General features: G+C 37.0%; 16 protein-coding genes. 9 read left to right on the top strand and 7 right to left on the bottom strand.

What is annotated here, in order from left to right; genetic code table 11:
* Positions 1–2 precede the first annotated feature (2 nt).
* Both lepB and MTT30_RS01510 read left to right on the top strand, forming a co-directional pair.
* Complete coding sequence (gene lepB / locus MTT30_RS01515; RefSeq protein ID WP_429800746.1) at positions 3–908, top strand: signal peptidase I; 906 nt, start codon at positions 3–5, stop codon at positions 906–908.
* Positions 895–1,551 carry a site-2 protease family protein gene (locus tag MTT30_RS01510; protein WP_429800745.1) on the top strand — a complete coding sequence of 219 codons (657 nt, stop codon included), beginning with the start codon at positions 895–897 and terminating at the stop codon, positions 1,549–1,551. The genes lepB and MTT30_RS01510 overlap by 14 nt, the downstream gene beginning before the upstream one ends.
* A gap of 22 nt (positions 1,552–1,573) precedes the next feature.
* On the opposite strand, the gene MTT30_RS01505 is transcribed toward MTT30_RS01510, so the two are convergent.
* Positions 1,574–2,959: a DUF4139 domain-containing protein gene (locus tag MTT30_RS01505; protein WP_429800744.1), complete on the bottom strand. Its 1,386-nt coding sequence runs from the start codon at positions 2,957–2,959 to the stop codon at positions 1,574–1,576.
* Positions 2,960–3,068: 109 nt separating this feature from the next.
* On the opposite strand from MTT30_RS01505, the gene rpiB reads away from it, so the two are divergent.
* The 6 genes from rpiB to ychF are packed head-to-tail and all read left to right on the top strand — an operon-like array spanning position 3,069 to position 7,552.
* The gene (rpiB, locus tag MTT30_RS01500) at positions 3,069–3,512 is read left to right on the top strand and encodes a ribose 5-phosphate isomerase B (protein WP_429800743.1); all 444 of its coding nucleotides are present in this window, start codon (positions 3,069–3,071) and stop codon (positions 3,510–3,512) included.
* On the top strand, positions 3,509–3,841 hold the full coding sequence (locus tag MTT30_RS01495) for a hypothetical protein (protein WP_002939538.1): 333 nt from the start codon (positions 3,509–3,511) through the stop codon (positions 3,839–3,841). The genes rpiB and MTT30_RS01495 overlap by 4 nt, the downstream gene beginning before the upstream one ends.
* 20 nt (positions 3,842–3,861) lie before the next feature.
* Positions 3,862–4,410 carry an adenine phosphoribosyltransferase gene (gene apt / locus MTT30_RS01490; RefSeq protein ID WP_002939787.1) on the top strand — a complete coding sequence of 183 codons (549 nt, stop codon included), beginning with the start codon at positions 3,862–3,864 and terminating at the stop codon, positions 4,408–4,410.
* A 1-nt stretch (position 4,411) separates the two neighbouring features.
* A complete protein-coding gene (locus MTT30_RS01485) occupies positions 4,412–5,017 on the top strand; it encodes a DedA family protein (RefSeq protein WP_054196332.1) in 606 nt (201 codons plus the stop codon).
* Entirely contained in the window at positions 4,998–6,449 is a 1,452-nt protein-coding gene (locus tag MTT30_RS01480) for a leucyl aminopeptidase (protein WP_429800742.1), read from the top strand. Before MTT30_RS01485 ends, MTT30_RS01480 begins: the two co-directional genes overlap by 20 nt.
* Complete coding sequence (ychF, locus tag MTT30_RS01475) at positions 6,449–7,552, top strand: redox-regulated ATPase YchF (RefSeq protein WP_429800741.1); 1,104 nt, start codon at positions 6,449–6,451, stop codon at positions 7,550–7,552. The genes MTT30_RS01480 and ychF overlap by 1 nt, the downstream gene beginning before the upstream one ends.
* Positions 7,553–8,033: 481 nt before the next feature.
* On the opposite strand, the gene MTT30_RS01470 is transcribed toward ychF, so the two are convergent.
* From MTT30_RS01470 to mscL, 6 genes are all read right to left on the bottom strand, one after another.
* Positions 8,034–8,828, bottom strand: a complete 795-nt coding sequence (locus MTT30_RS01470) for a phosphatidylserine decarboxylase (RefSeq protein ID WP_429800740.1) — start codon at positions 8,826–8,828, stop codon at positions 8,034–8,036.
* Position 8,829: 1 nt separating this feature from the next.
* Positions 8,830–9,942: a metallophosphoesterase gene (locus MTT30_RS01465; RefSeq protein ID WP_429800739.1), complete on the bottom strand. Its 1,113-nt coding sequence runs from the start codon at positions 9,940–9,942 to the stop codon at positions 8,830–8,832.
* A 192-nt stretch (positions 9,943–10,134) separates the two neighbouring features.
* On the bottom strand, positions 10,135–11,502 hold the full coding sequence (locus MTT30_RS01460) for a multiheme c-type cytochrome (RefSeq protein WP_084040848.1): 1,368 nt from the start codon (positions 11,500–11,502) through the stop codon (positions 10,135–10,137).
* 9 nt (positions 11,503–11,511) lie between these two features.
* Positions 11,512–12,084 (bottom strand): cytochrome c3 family protein, encoded by a 573-nt coding sequence (locus MTT30_RS01455; protein WP_054196326.1) that lies wholly within the window; start codon positions 12,082–12,084, stop codon positions 11,512–11,514.
* Positions 12,085–12,204: 120 nt separating this feature from the next.
* Positions 12,205–12,843, bottom strand: a complete 639-nt coding sequence (locus tag MTT30_RS01450) for a Crp/Fnr family transcriptional regulator (protein ID WP_429800738.1) — start codon at positions 12,841–12,843, stop codon at positions 12,205–12,207.
* A 101-nt stretch (positions 12,844–12,944) separates the two neighbouring features.
* Positions 12,945–13,349, bottom strand: coding sequence for a large-conductance mechanosensitive channel protein MscL (mscL, locus tag MTT30_RS01445; RefSeq protein ID WP_103583782.1), 405 nt, complete (start codon positions 13,347–13,349; stop codon positions 12,945–12,947).
* 145 nt (positions 13,350–13,494) lie between these two features.
* On the opposite strand from mscL, the gene gltX reads away from it, so the two are divergent.
* A complete protein-coding gene (gltX, locus tag MTT30_RS01440) occupies positions 13,495–14,790 on the top strand; it encodes a glutamate--tRNA ligase (RefSeq protein WP_429800737.1) in 1,296 nt (431 codons plus the stop codon).
* The last annotated feature ends 2 nt before the right edge of the window (positions 14,791–14,792 follow it).

The raw sequence follows: 14,792 nt of genomic DNA, 5'->3' as shown, positions 1-14,792 counted from the left end.
TAATGAAAAAATTTTTTACTAAATTTTATGACTTTTGCTCGAGCTGGACTGGCACTATTATCATTGTTTTACTAGTCATTTTTTTTGTAGCTCAAGCCTTTGTTATCCCTTCAGGATCGATGAAAAATACGCTTTTAGTTGGTGATTTTTTATTTGCCAAAAAATTTGTTTATGGCATACCAACACCAAGGATTCCATGGCTTGAAGTAAAAATTTTACCTGAGTTAAACGATAATGGACATCTTGTAACAGGTGATGGCCCAGCAAGAGGAGATATAGTCGTCTTTCGTTATCCAAAAGATGAAAAGACCCACTTTGTAAAACGCTGCTTTGCCACAAGCGATGACGAGATAGTATTTACCGAAAAAGCCTTGTATTTGCGTCCAAAAGAGGGAGATGATTTTATAAAGGCGAATTGCCGTGAAAACGCTAGAGACAAGAAGAGCAATCTCAACTACTCATGCGGTGACATAGTTGATCTTGACGGTAGGCTTTTCATCAAAGAGCCATATAAATTTAGTGGCATCCACTATGACGAAAGTGTAAATTTGTTTGAGCAAATGGTCTTTATGCTAAATACAAATAAAGCTAGTGTTTTTATGAAGCCAGCCGTTATTAACTCACTACCTCAAAATACAAATTTTGGCTTTAACGCATTTTACGTAAAAGTGCCAAAAGATGAGTACTTTATGATAGGTGACAACCGCGACCATTCAAATGATAGTCGTTTTTGGGGAAGTGTGGCATATAAAGATGTTGTTGGACAGCCTTGGTTTATATATTTTAGTTGGGATAATAATTATAAGGTCCGCTGGGAGCGTATCGGACGTTTTGTAGATACGATAGAAAATGATGAATTTTTTACTAACAAAGCTCTAAAAGAAGGCGAAGTAGATGGACTTCACTAATATAGATCTAGTTAGAATAGCCAGCATTGTAATAGCACTTGTCATCGCCATTGTAGGCCACGAAATAGCTCACGGCTATGTTGCATATAAATTTGGCGATAACACTGCAAAAAATCTTGGTAGGCTTAGCATAAATCCTATAAAACATATCGACCCAGTGGGCACCGTAATAGTTCCTTTGGTGCTTTATTTAAGCACTGGTATGATGTTTGGCTGGGCAAAGCCAGTGCCAGTAAACACTTATACTGTCGTGCGAAATGGTGGATATAAGGCGGCTATTTACGTAAGTCTTGCTGGTATTTTATATAATATTATTTTAGGCATTGCAACGCTTTTTGTGCTAAAAGTATTGCTAAATATAGAAACATTTGAAATTTTACTTCAGTTTTTGTATACACTTGCGCTTTTAAATTTAATTTTGGCCGTATTTAACCTCTATCCGATCCCACCACTTGATGGTTTTCATGCGGTTGAATATGCTCTTAGAAATTTTGGCTTTCATGCCTTAGCTGATAAGCTAGATAGTATATCAAGATATGGATTTATCATCCTTATCATCATTCTCATTTCACCTTTAAAAGAGACTATCTTCTACCCAACAAGATATATAATACAAATCGCAACAGCCTTTATAAATGGCTAAATTTAGAGCAAGACAACTTGCTCTATTTCTTTGGTTTTGAAATTTTATAAGAGTACTCTTTTTTAAATTCCTCTTTTGGTGCAAGGCTAAATTTGAGCTCCACCCTGCCCTCTTTGCTGATATCTTTTTTATCAAAGCCTTTTATCTCGACTTTTACTGCCTCGTCAGTAGAAACCGGTACACGCTCAACCAAAGTCAGATCAACACTCTTGCTTGAGTTGTTTTTAACACTTATCTCATATCCCTCTTCACTTATACGCTCTTTACCAAGGAGTGAGCTTTTTTTGAATTTATTTAGCCTCTCTTTTTTAAGCTCAATTAGCTCATTTTGCCCCAAAAATAGCTGAGAAGCTTCTTCTTTTGTCCTCATTTCAAACTCATGTGAGCTGCCGATATTTATACCGTCTACGTAAAATAGCGTTCTAGCTGGCGCTAGATCGTCGTTTAGCTCAAAGCTAGCTACGTTATAAGCCTTTAGCGAGCCGTAAAAATCAGCAAAAACGCTAAAATTTGCATCTATTTTTTGAGTATCGTAGGTTATATATTTACTCTCGCCTTTTTCTAAATTTATCCCATCTATCTTCCAAATTTTAGCAAACTCAGTCTCGGCTCTTTGCACACGCATATCAGCGACCTCAGCGGACATCTTTGCTGCTCTTGACTCACCCCTTAAAGCAACATAGTTTTCAGTGGCTATCTCGCTCTCTTCATACCAAGGATAGAAGCTACTTGGCGCAAGGGCCTTTTGATATCTGGTCGGATAGATAGTAAGCTTTAGGTTTTTAACATCGCTTGCAAAAGGATTTGTGACTAAAATTTTTTGATTTATTAAGATATTTTTTGCCTTTGTATCAGCGTAAATTTCATTTAAGATCTGAGTTTCATCGCCGTATGGATATGAAATTTTAACCTCTTTTGGTTCGCAAGCAAATTTCATATCAAGTACTGCAAATCCAGCTGTTTTGCTCTCTGGCTTATTTTGCTCGAGCTTTTTTATCTCACTCTTTACGGCTGAAATTTTCTCATAATTTTCTAGGCTTAGCTTATAAAACTCATCAGCTCTTTTTGTCACATCGTTACTTTTGTTTGAGTCAATCAACGCGTGTTCTATAAACCTACCTCTTGCACTTAGTGCATCGAGCTTATTACTTAAATTTTTAAGATCTTGCTGCCACTTGATACTTCTCTCATCATTTGCATTTTTACCATCTTTTAAAGTAGCACTCACGTCGCAATCAGCATTTATCATGATCCTTTCTTCATCTGCACCTTCAGGTATTAGCACACTAAAATAGCTGTTTGCATCGATAAATTTTTGAGTGACGATGGTTTGGTCTGTATAGATACTTATCAAATTTTCATTTGCAAAGGCTAGCGTTAAAGCCATTAAAAATAGTACTTTTTTCATATCTTTTCCTTTAAAATTTTGTGAAATTATAGCCTCTTTATGGTTGCAAGCAAAATTTTATTTTAATGCAAATTTCACTATAATCGTCAAAAAATTTAATGGATTTTTCATGAAAATAGATAAAATTTTTATCGCTTGCGACCACGCTGGTATAGAGTTAAAAGCAGAGCTAAAAGAGGTCATAAAAAGGCTTGGGCACGAAGTCATTGATCTTGGCACTAATGACAAAAATAGCGTTGATTATCCCGATTATGCACATTTACTAGCCAGCAAGCTTGAGCCCAACTGCTATGGCGTGCTGATTTGTGGTACCGGTATTGGTATTTCAATCGCTGCAAATAAGCACGAAAATGTAAGATGCGCCCTTTGCCATGACGAATTTACCGCAAGGCTTGCAAGAGAGCACAACGACTCAAACGTCATCGCCTTTGGAGCAAGAGTGATCGGAGCTGGCGTTGCGAGCTCAGCACTTGAGACATTTTTAAAGACCGAATTTGAAGGCGGCAGACACGAAAGACGTGTGCAAAAGATAGAACTTAAGGCAGGCAAATGATAGGCGAGTGGATCGTTTTTACTGCTTTGGTTTGTGCTGCGATCTACCTTACCGTCATGGTTTTTTACTTCAAGACACTTCTAAAAAAAGAGCGTGCGACAAAAGATTTTATGAAAAACAATCTTCAAGATACAGAAGTTGTAATAAGAAAATTTCAGATCCAACTGCAACGAAGCCTGGGAAATATCGATATCCTAACAGATGAGCTAAACAAAACCAAAAACGACGTCACCTCTCTTCGTACTAGAAATTCTCAGTACCGCTTAGAAAATGACAAGCTAAGACAGCGCATTCGTGAGCTTGAGGGCAAGATCGAAGCATTGCTATAACATCAAATTTAAGGAAAATTATGAAAATTTTAGATCAAAAAGGCAAAGAATTTTTACTAAACTCTATTCGTTGTATAAACGATTTTCCAAAGCCTGGCATCGTTTTTCGCGACATCACAACGCTTTTAAACAACAAAGAGGCATTTAACTTTTTGATAGATCATTTGGTGGCTAGATATGAGGATGCAAATATCGACTATATCGCTGGTATCGAGTCACGAGGCTTTATCTTTGGCGCGGCGCTTGCGGCAAGACTAAGGCTACCTTTTGTGCCTATTCGCAAGCCAAAAAAACTGCCTTTTATCACGCTTTCTCAAAAATATAGCCTAGAATACGGCGTAGATGAAGTGCAAATTCATATCGACGCCTTTGGAGAAAAAGCGGGCGCTAGAGTGCTTTTGATGGACGATCTCATAGCCACTGGAGGTACTGCAAAGGCTTCAGTTGAGCTTATCAATCAAACTAACGCAACCTGCGTAGAGGCGTGCTTTCTCATAGATCTAGTCGATCTAAAAGGTAGCGAAAAGCTAAAGTCGCTTACTAAAATTTACAGCGTTTTAGAGGTTTAGAATGGAAGAGTTTTTTATAGAACTGCTTAAAGAGTACGGCTACATCATACTTTTTGTCTGGTGTATCATGGAGGGCGAGATGGCCTTGATAATGGCTGGTATCCTCGCTCACACCACGCATATGCACATCGCGCTTGCTATCTTTGTGGCTGGACTTGGAGGCTTTGTGGGGGATCAAATTTACTTCTATCTTGGCCGTTATAATAAAAAATACATCGCAAAAAGGCTTCACACGCAGCGGAGAAAATTTGCAGTGGCGCACATAATGCTGAAAAAATACGGCTGGCCGATCATCTTTTTGCAACGCTATATGTATGGCTTTCGTGTCATCATCCCGCTTTGCATAGGACTTACTGGTTATGACGCTAAAAAATATGCCTTTATAAATTTAATCAGCGCTTGGTGCTGGGCGGCGATCACCACCATACCTGCTTGGATACTTGGCGAGCATATACTTGTGCTTTTGCAAGAAGCAAAAGAGCACTGGTATGTCGCTATCCCAGTGGTTGCCATATTTATGGGGCTTTTGATCTATGCATTTAAGCGCATCGAAAATAAAATTTTAAACGAAAGGAGAGATAGAAGACATGCAGTTTCAAATAGTTGATAAGAAATTAAAAGATATAAAAGCTGATATTGAACTAATTTTCGTAGTAGATAAGGAGTTAAAACATAAATTTATAGGCGATAAAGAGGCTATTAAATTTAACAATTACAAGGGCGAAAGCGTCCTCATCCTAAGCGAGGCAAAAAGAGCTTACGTGCCACTTTCTAAGCTTGATCTTGACGAGCTTAGAGTTGCAGCCGCTAAAGCTTATAACGCGTTAAAGTCGCTAAACATCAAGAGCATAAAGCTAGCTTCATATGTAGCGCAGTGCCAAAAACTAAGCTTTGAAGCACTTGCTGAGGGCTTTTTGCTTGGGAGCTATGAATTTAACAAATATAAAGAGAAAAAAGAGAAATACACCCTTAAAGAGATCATCTTTTCTACTGAAGAATTTGCTGGCAAAAAGATCGATCTAAAAGCTGCGAGTGAGGGCTTTAAAGAGGCAGAGGTAATAGCAAATGCTACAAATTTTACAAAAGATATCGTAAATGAAATCCCAGAAATTTACACACCACAAAAGATGGCCGAGGACGCTTTAAATTTAGCCAAAAGTCACGCAAGTATAAAGTGCGAGGTCTATGACGAGAAATTTTTAGCAAAAGAGAATATGAACGCATTTTTGGCGGTAAATCGCGCAAGCGTGCATAAACCAAGGCTCATCCACCTAACCTATAAGCCTAAAAAATCTAAAAAACGCATCATCTTTGTTGGCAAAGGCCTAACATACGATAGCGGCGGACTTAGCTTGAAACCGGCTGATTATATGCTCACTATGAAATCAGACAAAAGCGGCGCAGCAGCAGCTCTTGGCATTATAAAAGGTGCAGCGGAGCTAAATTTACCATTTGAAATTCACGCCATTTTGGGTGCGACTGAAAATATGATCGGTGGCAACGCTTATAAGCCTGATGACGTGCTTATTTCAAGAAGTGGCGTTAGCATAGAGGTGAGAAACACCGACGCAGAGGGGCGTTTGGTCTTGGCTGATTGCCTAAGCTACGCACAAGACTTTAAGCCAGACATCCTAATTGATATGGCAACCTTAACTGGCGCTTGCGTCGTGGGACTTGGCGAATACACAACAGGTATCATGGGCAACAGCGAGAGCCTAAAAAGCGAGTTTAAAAACAAGATAAAAGATAGCGGCGAGCTAGCGACTACGCTTGATTTTAACCATTATCTTAGCGAGCTTATCAAAAGTCAGATCGCAGACGTTAGCAACTGCGCCTCAAGCAGATATGGCGGTGCGATCACAGCTGGCATGTTTTTGGCTAAATTTATCAAAGATGAGTATAAAGATAAGTGGCTACACCTTGATATCGCAGGTCCAGCATACCGCGAAAAGGCTTGGGGATGCAACCAAGCAGGTGCGAGTGGAGCGGGCGTTAGGATGAATTTATACTTTTTACAAGCACTTAACAAGGAGAATTGATGGGACTTTCAGTTGGAATAGTAGGCCTACCAAATGTGGGTAAATCAACGACATTTAACGCACTTACAAAGGCACAAAATGCCGAGAGTGCGAACTATCCGTTTTGCACTATCGAGCCAAATAAAGCCATCGTGCCAGTGCCTGATAAACGCCTAAATGAGCTTGCAAAGATAGTTAGTCCTAATAAAATTCAATATTCAACCATCGAATTTGTCGATATCGCAGGTCTTGTAAAGGGTGCAAGCTCAGGCGAGGGGCTTGGCAATAAATTTTTATCAAATATCAGAGAAACTGAGCTTATCTTACACATCGTTCGCTGCTTTGAGGATGAAAACATCACCCACGTCGAGGGTAGCGTCGATCCAGTAAGAGACATCGAGATCATCCAAACCGAACTGATACTAGCCGACATCGAGCAGCTAAACAAAAAGATAGAAAAGCTCACAAGAGAGGCGAAAGCAAACGCAAAAGGCGCAAAAGAAGCGCTTGAGATAGCAAATTTACTTTTGGCTCACCTAAATGAAGGTAAAAGTGCAAGCAGCTTTGAGCAAAGAGATAGCGAGGCATTTTTAGCGTTAAATAGAGAACTAAGACTTTTAAGTGCCAAAGAGGTAGTTTATGGTGCGAACGTCGATGAAGAAGGGCTTAGTGAAGATAATAAATTTGTAAAAGCGCTAAAAGAGTATGCAAAAGCCTCAGACCACGAGGTGATCAAGCTTTGCGCCAAGGTTGAAGAGGAGCTAATCGGACTAAGCGATGAAGAGGCACACGAGTTTTTAGCCTCTCTTGGCACGAGCGAAAGCGGACTTGAAAAGATCATCAAAACGTCTTTTGCAAAGCTAAATTTGATAAGCTATTTCACCGCTGGCGTCGTGGAAGTAAGGGCTTGGACGATCACAAATGGCTGGAAAGCGCCAAAAGCAGCAAGCGTCATCCACAACGACTTTGAGAGGGGTTTTATCAGAGCTGAAGTGATAAGTTATGACGACTATATCGCACATGGCGGCGAAAACGGAGCCAAAGAGGCTGGCAAGATGAGACTTGAGGGCAAAGACTACGTCGTGCAAGATGGCGATGTTATGCACTTTAGGTTTAATGTTTAAATTTAGCCCTCTTTTGGGCTAAACAGCTAAAGTTTATTTAAGTCTTAAGCTATAAGTCAAATTTAAACTTCTTTATTATAGTTAATAAAAATTCTTTTGAAAAATATACTAAGTTATCTCATGTCTCATTAATATCTTTATTTATACATAAGCTTCTCTATATAAGTGATGATGTAAATGCCATCTCGGCTTTGTGATATTTATAAGTAAGGATAATAGCTTAGTTGCAGAGATTGATGGTTTAATGAAGACGCATTAAAGCAAAAGAGTAAGATTTTGATAGATAAAATAATACACTCATTATATTTTACAAACTTTCATACCTATAATAAATTTTGAAAACTATGAGTTTATGACTATAAAAAACATGACACTGTTTTAAGCTCATATTATAATGAATATATGAAAAACCACCAAAATCTAAGCAAATAGGGCACCAGCCAAGTAAGGTATAAAAATTTTACTTATATGCCAAGCACATTTATTTTATAAGCCCGATGGTCTCAGCGAATTTAAGCTCTTTATTTTCAAAGAGATTATATTCGATCGCATCTTTTTCGCTAAGCATCACAATAGTTGAGCCAAGCTCAAAATTCCCAAGGCGCTCGCCCTTTTTGATATGTAAATTTTCATACTTGTAAATTTGTGTAAAATTTGCCATAGCATTTGTCTGTATACGCTCATCAAAACAAAATTTCATCTTTCCGACATTTAACGCACCTACAAAAACAAGCCAAAGTTTCTTACCATTTTTTATCTCACAAGATAGCGCTACGCGTTCGTTTTTTGTATAAAGGCTGTCTACTTTTGCAAGCCATTTTGCAGCCACGCTGTAAAGCTTACCCGGAATGTATATGGCTTTTTTAATGGCAATATCGCAAGGCGCATGATAATGATGATAATCTTTTGGGCTAAGATAGATATTTGCAAAGTCATATTCGCCCTCAAGCTTGCTCTGCCCCAATAGTTCACTTACACTATACTCCATGCCTTTTATGCTAAAAGCCTTTAGTTCCTTTGTGCTACCAAAACTAAGACAAGTACCATCAACTGGGCTTATAAATATCTCATCTACCGCATCAAAATCTCTTGGCTTTATGAGCCTTCTAGTAAAAAGCTCATTTAAATTTTTATATTCATTCGCTGGCTTAAACTCGCTCATATCTATCTTAAACAGCTTTATGTAAAAAGAATTTATGGCCTCTTGAAGTGGTTTGTAAAAGTTAATCCTTGCAACCTTTCCAAAAATTTGAGAAAACAGATTGTCTTTATTCATTTTATTCCTTACTTAAATTTAATATTGCAATCTCGCTTGGAGCAAAAATTCTAACAGGAGGCCCCCAAAATCCAGCACCACTGCTAACATAAGCTTGCATTCTATCATTAATCTTATAAAGCCCATGTAAAAATCCCTGATCAAGTAAAACCAAAAGACCAAAAGGGAAAATTTGACCAGCGTGCGTATGGCCGCAAAGCACCAGATCAACGTCTTGCTGCATTGATTTTATAAATTTTGGCTGATGAGAGAGCAAGATAGTAGGTAGCGATGGGTCACGTCCTGTCAATGCCTCATCTAAATTTGGCTCTAAATGTTTAAACCTAATGCCAGCCAAATCGTAAACGCCAGCTAGATTTATACTCGCAATTTTTTTGTTTTTATTACCTAAAATTTCTATGCCAAGAGAACTGATCTTTTCTAAAATACCATCTATCCCATGATAATACTCATGATTGCCGGGGACATAGAAAGTCCCATAAGTGCTTTTAAGACTTTTTAATGGCTCTAAAAAATCTCCTATAAAAGCAGCATTTACATCAACTAAGTCACCCACTATCACTACGATGTCAGGATTCGCCAAATTTATGTCATTGACGAGTTTTTTCATAAAATCTTTCTGCAGAAATTCTCCTATATGCACGTCCGTTATCATGGCTATTTTTATGGTGCTTTGTAAATTTTTTATTTTTATATCTACTTGTCTGATCTTTGGTGGTGTTAAAGCATTGAAAATACCTTTTAAAAAACAAGCAATTACAAAAATGACAAATGTAATATCAAAACAAAATTTTATAAATTTTCGTCTTGTTGGACTAAAATTACTTTTAGAAAAAATACTACGTAAAATATCGTAAAATAGACTAACAGCAAACAAAAATAGTGAAAAACCTATGAGCATACCAGCGATCAAATAAAGCTCAATACTTAGGAATGAAAACCTGATCTGAAGAACAAATATAAACTCAAAGATACAAATAACATATAAAAATATTCTAATTTTAGCAAGATATGGTATAAAAAATGAGACCTTTTTTATGAAACGATTATACGAATAAAAATTTATAAGAAAACTAAATACGAATGCTCCAATAATAATTCTCAAAAGTCCCAAAAATTATCCTTGTAAAAATAAAAAATTATATTTTATATTTTTAAATTTGTACTATAAAAATTAATATCTTACTTTTAATGTTATTAGTCTTAAAAATTGTATAGTTTTGAACGTATAAAAAATGATTTAAGTTGAGTAAATCTAATAGTTATTTAAGAAAGTAAGGTGGGAGAAAACCCACCTTATAAAGAATTATTTAACTTTACCAGTCTCAATTCTTTGTTTATAGATCTCACGAAGTTTTCTAATGTCGTTCTTAACTTCAAATACTCCATGCCAATGTGAATAGTCAGGACCACCCATTAGAGCGCCTTGTCTCATACGGCGACCTTCGTGGTGCCACATATGATAGTAAACATCTTGGAATTCATCTTCCCAAGCGTCTGCGAGTAGTAAGTTTTTAGCTTTCAACTCTTCAAGCATCTTAGTTGCTTCAGCATTGTAAACGTTATAAAGCTCTACTTGCTTATCACCCATAATGAAGAAGTTATCTGTATGAGTTGATGTATGGCAAGCTTTACAAACTAGCTTCATCTCAGCTCTTGCTGCTTCTGGTCCATTTGGATGACCTGCAAGTGGCGTTCCTATGGTTAGTTTGCCAGTTTTTTCGTAAACAACAGCAGCTTGTTCATCACCAGCTGTTCTTAGCTTACTGCTGACGCCCCATAGGTTCCATTTTAGTCTTCTTGAAACATTGTGAGTTGTTGTTGTTTCACCAACACCACTCATGTGGCAAGCTGCACAAGTTGGAGCTCTAAAGTCTGGTACATCCCATGTATCAGGAGCAGCATCAAAATTCCATTTGTGAGCTTCGCTATTATAGATATGTCCGTGCATTGAGTTGTTAAAGATCTCAATATCTGGGTGATCAGGTCCAAGGTGGCAAGATGCACAAGCAGCTGGTTTTCTAGCTTCAGCTATGCTAAATGTGTGTGCGCTGTGGCATGATTTACATCCGCCTACGCCACCATCAGGATAAACATTACCTATACCGTAGTTTGGCCAAGTCTCTTTTGTAGGTTTGTGATCAGCGTCTAGTTTGATGACGGTTCCGTGGCACTGTGTACAACCAGTAGCGTCTGGAGCCATTTTGTATTCTGGATGATCCATACCTTCATAGTGATACATTAGTTTTACCATCGCAGGGTTAGCATACATTTGCATAGCACCTCTTGCGTGACCACTCTTAACAAATTCTTCAACCTCATTCTCGTGGCACTTAGCACAAGTTTTTGGGCTAACTAGCATTGATACGTGGTTGTTAGAATCTTTTGGATGCACCTTAACTGAAGCCATAGGATTATCTGCATTTACAGAGTGGCAATCCATACAACTTACGCCAACGTGAGCGTGGCGACTATTTTTCCAATCGGCAACTATGCCGGGTGTCTCTTTAGCGTGGCACTCAACACAGCTTTTTGATAAGTCTGACATTTTGTGAGCAACTTTAATGTTTTTTACAACATTAAGGTTTAAAGCATCAGATTTATTTGCATCCATGTTTGCGGCAAAGCCAAAAGACATTAGACAGGCTAATAACATTAGCGACTTTTTAAACATCTCTCCTCCTTACTTGGTTTTATTGTTTTCTTGTTTTTTAATTGCTTCAAATTTATCTATATGAAGTCCTAAATTTTTGTGGCCTACGTGATTATGACAATCTACGCACGATTTTTTATTAGGATTTCCAAGAACGAAATAGTCTCTATGCGGTAAGAATGATTTACCAGCTTGAATAACATTTTTTAAATTTGAGTGACAAGTCAAACATCCACTATCATAGACGAAATGAGATGCATGCTCACGTTTTTTTCGCCAGTCGATCTTGTCAGTATCTGTAAAAAATGTCTTATAACCATCGTTTATTGATACTTTAAGTTTTGTAAGCACATAAGTATAGGCACTTGTATGATTTAGATGACAGGCTGAACATTCAGCTTTTATGCCAAGTTTGTTATTGCCACCGTGTACATCTTCATGATATGCAGCATTCATAGGATCCATCGTGTGACAAATGGTACAGATGTAGCCACTGCCAGTCGCATGAAGCGCATCTGCTATACCCATAGATGCTATAAGTCCAATCACGATACCAATTATCACAGATGACCAAACAAAAAATTTCTTCTTAACTTCAGCCAAAACTTCCTCCTGAATTTATCAATATATCGTAAATTTTTACGAAAATTTTAAGTGAATACTATCAAAAAATATATAAATTTTTTCTTTAAGTAAATAAAAATATTTATTTGATATTAACTTTCAATAAGAATAAATTTCTTGCAGTCCACCCACATCTTTTTCCAAAATTTGGTTCTTTTCGTCAAGTTTAACTAAACCATTTGTTTTAAATTTATTTAAAATCCTTGAAAAAGTTTCTGGAGTCATATTAAGTATTGATGAAATTTTTGTATGTTTTAGCTCGTTAAATAAATCTTCATGATCTAAAATAAACTTAGCCACTTTTTCTTCTGAGCTTAAAATTAACTCTTGATGAAGTAGATTTGTTGTGATTCTTATCTTTTCAGACATTGATTTTAAAAATTTCATACAAATTTCTGGTTTTATTAAAAATTCTGCCGCAAATTTTTCATAATTTATCTTTAACACCTCGCCAGATATTGTAAAAATGGCACTAGCTGGGTAGACAATATTTTCAAAATTTACGACTTCAGCTACAAAATTCATAGGTGCTAACTGATGAATAAAAATTTCTTTTCCATTTGCTGTGGTTTTATAAAGCTTAACAGAGCCGCTTATTAAAAATATTAACCATTTTGGCTCCTCGCCTTCTATAAATAAAAATTCACCCTTTTTATACTTTTTTACGACACTTATGGCTTCAAGTTTGGCTAAATCTTCTTCGTTTAAGTCTTGAAAAAACGGGATTTTTTCTATCATATTTTCACTCGCCTTTTTTAAAATAAAAAACATTTTAGCATATAAAAATAAGATAAATTTTAATAGATTTTCAAAGGGAATTTTCCCTTCGAATTTAGAAATTATTTTTTAAGTAGATCTCTAATCTCAGTTAGAAGTGCAATATCGGCTGGAGTTTCAGGCTCTACTGGAGCTGGCTCCTCTTTTGGTAATTTATTTTTAAGTGTATTTAAAGCTTTGATAACGCAGAAAATACAAAATGCGATTATTAAAAAATCAACCATTGTTTGTATAAATGAGCCATAGTTTATCGTAACAGCAGGTACACCATCTACTGCTTCTTTTAATGTAAGTTTAAGATCAGTGAAATTTACACCGCCAGTTAAAACACCAACAACTGGCATAATAACATCGCCAACTAGTGATGAAACGATCTTTCCAAACGCGCCACCTATAACAACACCAACTGCCATATCTATGACATTTCCACGCATCGCAAATTCTTTAAATTCGCTTATAAAACTCATTGTTTCTCCTAAAAATGTTAAATTTTTGTTCGGATTTTATTCAAGAAATGCTTTGCTTCGGCTAAAAAAATCAAATTACATAACTTTAAATTTATCAAGCTGGTGTTATAATCCAAACTCAAAATTTAACGTAAGGAATGAGCTTATGTATCGTTTTGCACCCTCTCCAACAGGAGATATGCACATAGGAAATTTACGTGCCGCTATTTTTAATTATATTTGTTCTTTGCAAGATAAAAGTGGCTTTATTTTACGCATAGAAGATACCGACAAAGAGCGAAATATTAAGGGAAAAGAGAAAGATATCTTAGAAATTTTAAGCAAATTTGGCATAAAACCAGAGCAAATTTATATTCAAAGTGAAAATTTAAAATTCCACAGGCAGTTAGCTTCAAAGCTTCTTATCGATAAAAAGGCCTTTGCTTGCTTTTGCACCGAAGAAGAGCTCGAGGCAAAAAAACAAAAAGCAAAAGAGCAAGGCGTGGCATATAGATATGACGGTACCTGCGAGAGACTAAGCGATGCTGAAGTTTTAAACTGTGAGAAGCCATTTGTCATCCGTATGAAAAAGCCAACACGCACTATGAGCTTTACAGATGCGATCAAAGGCGAGCTAAGCTTCGAACCAGACGCCGTTGATAGCTTTGTCATCATGAGAGCAGACAAAACACCAACTTATAACTTCGCCTGCGCAGTCGATGATATGCTTGAGGGCGTAACCTTTGTCATACGTGGCGAGGATCACGTGAGCAACACACCAAAGCAAGACCTCATACGCGAAGGCCTTGGCTACACTGGCAAGATGAATTACGCGCATTTACCTATACTTTTAAATATTGAAGGTAAAAAAATGAGCAAGCGCGAGAACGAATCAAGCGTAAAATGGCTCTTTGAGCAGGGATTTTTGCCCGAGGCAATTGCAAACTATTTGATACTTCTTGGTAACAAAACTCCAACTGAAATTTTTACTATCGAAGAGGCGGTGAAGTGGTTTGATATAACCAAAATTTCACGCTCGCCAGCTAGATTTGACGTGAAAAAACTTGAGCAGATAAATAGAGAACACATCAAGCTTGCTTCAAAAGAGCGTATAAAAGAAATTTTTGGCGTAGATGAAAATTTGGCTGAGCTAGTTAAATTTTATACTCAAGAAAGCTCACTAGTGCCTGAGATAAAAGCAAAAGTAGAAGCTATATACTCACCAAAAATAGCTCCAGATGAGTACAAAAATGAATTTGAAATCATCAAAAAAGCAGCTCGTAATTTAAAAGCGTGCGAGAGCTTTGATGAGTTTAAAAAAGAGCTTATGAGCGCTACAAATTTAAAAGGTAAAAACTTTTTCATGCCGCTACGTGCGCTTCTTACAAACGACCTTCACGGTCCTGAGCTTAGCGAGCTCTATCCGCTCATAAAAGATGATCTGGCCAAAATTTTAATCTAGGA

The sequence above is a fragment of the Campylobacter concisus genome (assembly GCF_050447445.1).
GTDB lineage: Bacteria > Campylobacterota > Campylobacteria > Campylobacterales > Campylobacteraceae > Campylobacter_A > Campylobacter_A concisus_BI.
This window is presented reverse-complemented; position numbering and strand designations above follow the sequence as displayed.

What these genes read in the sequence shown, in the direction of transcription:
- ychF (WP_429800741.1), top strand. Translation starts at nt 6,449, where the DNA reads ATGGGACTTTCAGTTGGAATAGTAGGCCTACCAAATGTGGGTAAATCA.
- MTT30_RS01495 (WP_002939538.1), top strand. Translation starts at nt 3,509, where the DNA reads ATGATAGGCGAGTGGATCGTTTTTACTGCTTTGGTTTGTGCTGCGATC.
- MTT30_RS01510 (WP_429800745.1), top strand. Translation starts at nt 895, where the DNA reads ATGGACTTCACTAATATAGATCTAGTTAGAATAGCCAGCATTGTAATA.
- apt (WP_002939787.1), top strand. Translation starts at nt 3,862, where the DNA reads ATGAAAATTTTAGATCAAAAAGGCAAAGAATTTTTACTAAACTCTATT.
- rpiB (WP_429800743.1), top strand. Translation starts at nt 3,069, where the DNA reads ATGAAAATAGATAAAATTTTTATCGCTTGCGACCACGCTGGTATAGAG.
- MTT30_RS01460 (WP_084040848.1), bottom strand. Translation starts at nt 11,502, where the DNA reads ATGTTTAAAAAGTCGCTAATGTTATTAGCCTGTCTAATGTCTTTTGGC.
- MTT30_RS01485 (WP_054196332.1), top strand. Translation starts at nt 4,412, where the DNA reads ATGGAAGAGTTTTTTATAGAACTGCTTAAAGAGTACGGCTACATCATA.
- MTT30_RS01480 (WP_429800742.1), top strand. Translation starts at nt 4,998, where the DNA reads ATGCAGTTTCAAATAGTTGATAAGAAATTAAAAGATATAAAAGCTGAT.
- MTT30_RS01470 (WP_429800740.1), bottom strand. Translation starts at nt 8,828, where the DNA reads ATGAATAAAGACAATCTGTTTTCTCAAATTTTTGGAAAGGTTGCAAGG.
- gltX (WP_429800737.1), top strand. Translation starts at nt 13,495, where the DNA reads ATGTATCGTTTTGCACCCTCTCCAACAGGAGATATGCACATAGGAAAT.
- MTT30_RS01450 (WP_429800738.1), bottom strand. Translation starts at nt 12,843, where the DNA reads ATGATAGAAAAAATCCCGTTTTTTCAAGACTTAAACGAAGAAGATTTA.
- MTT30_RS01505 (WP_429800744.1), bottom strand. Translation starts at nt 2,959, where the DNA reads ATGAAAAAAGTACTATTTTTAATGGCTTTAACGCTAGCCTTTGCAAAT.
- lepB (WP_429800746.1), top strand. Translation starts at nt 3, where the DNA reads ATGAAAAAATTTTTTACTAAATTTTATGACTTTTGCTCGAGCTGGACT.
- mscL (WP_103583782.1), bottom strand. Translation starts at nt 13,349, where the DNA reads ATGAGTTTTATAAGCGAATTTAAAGAATTTGCGATGCGTGGAAATGTC.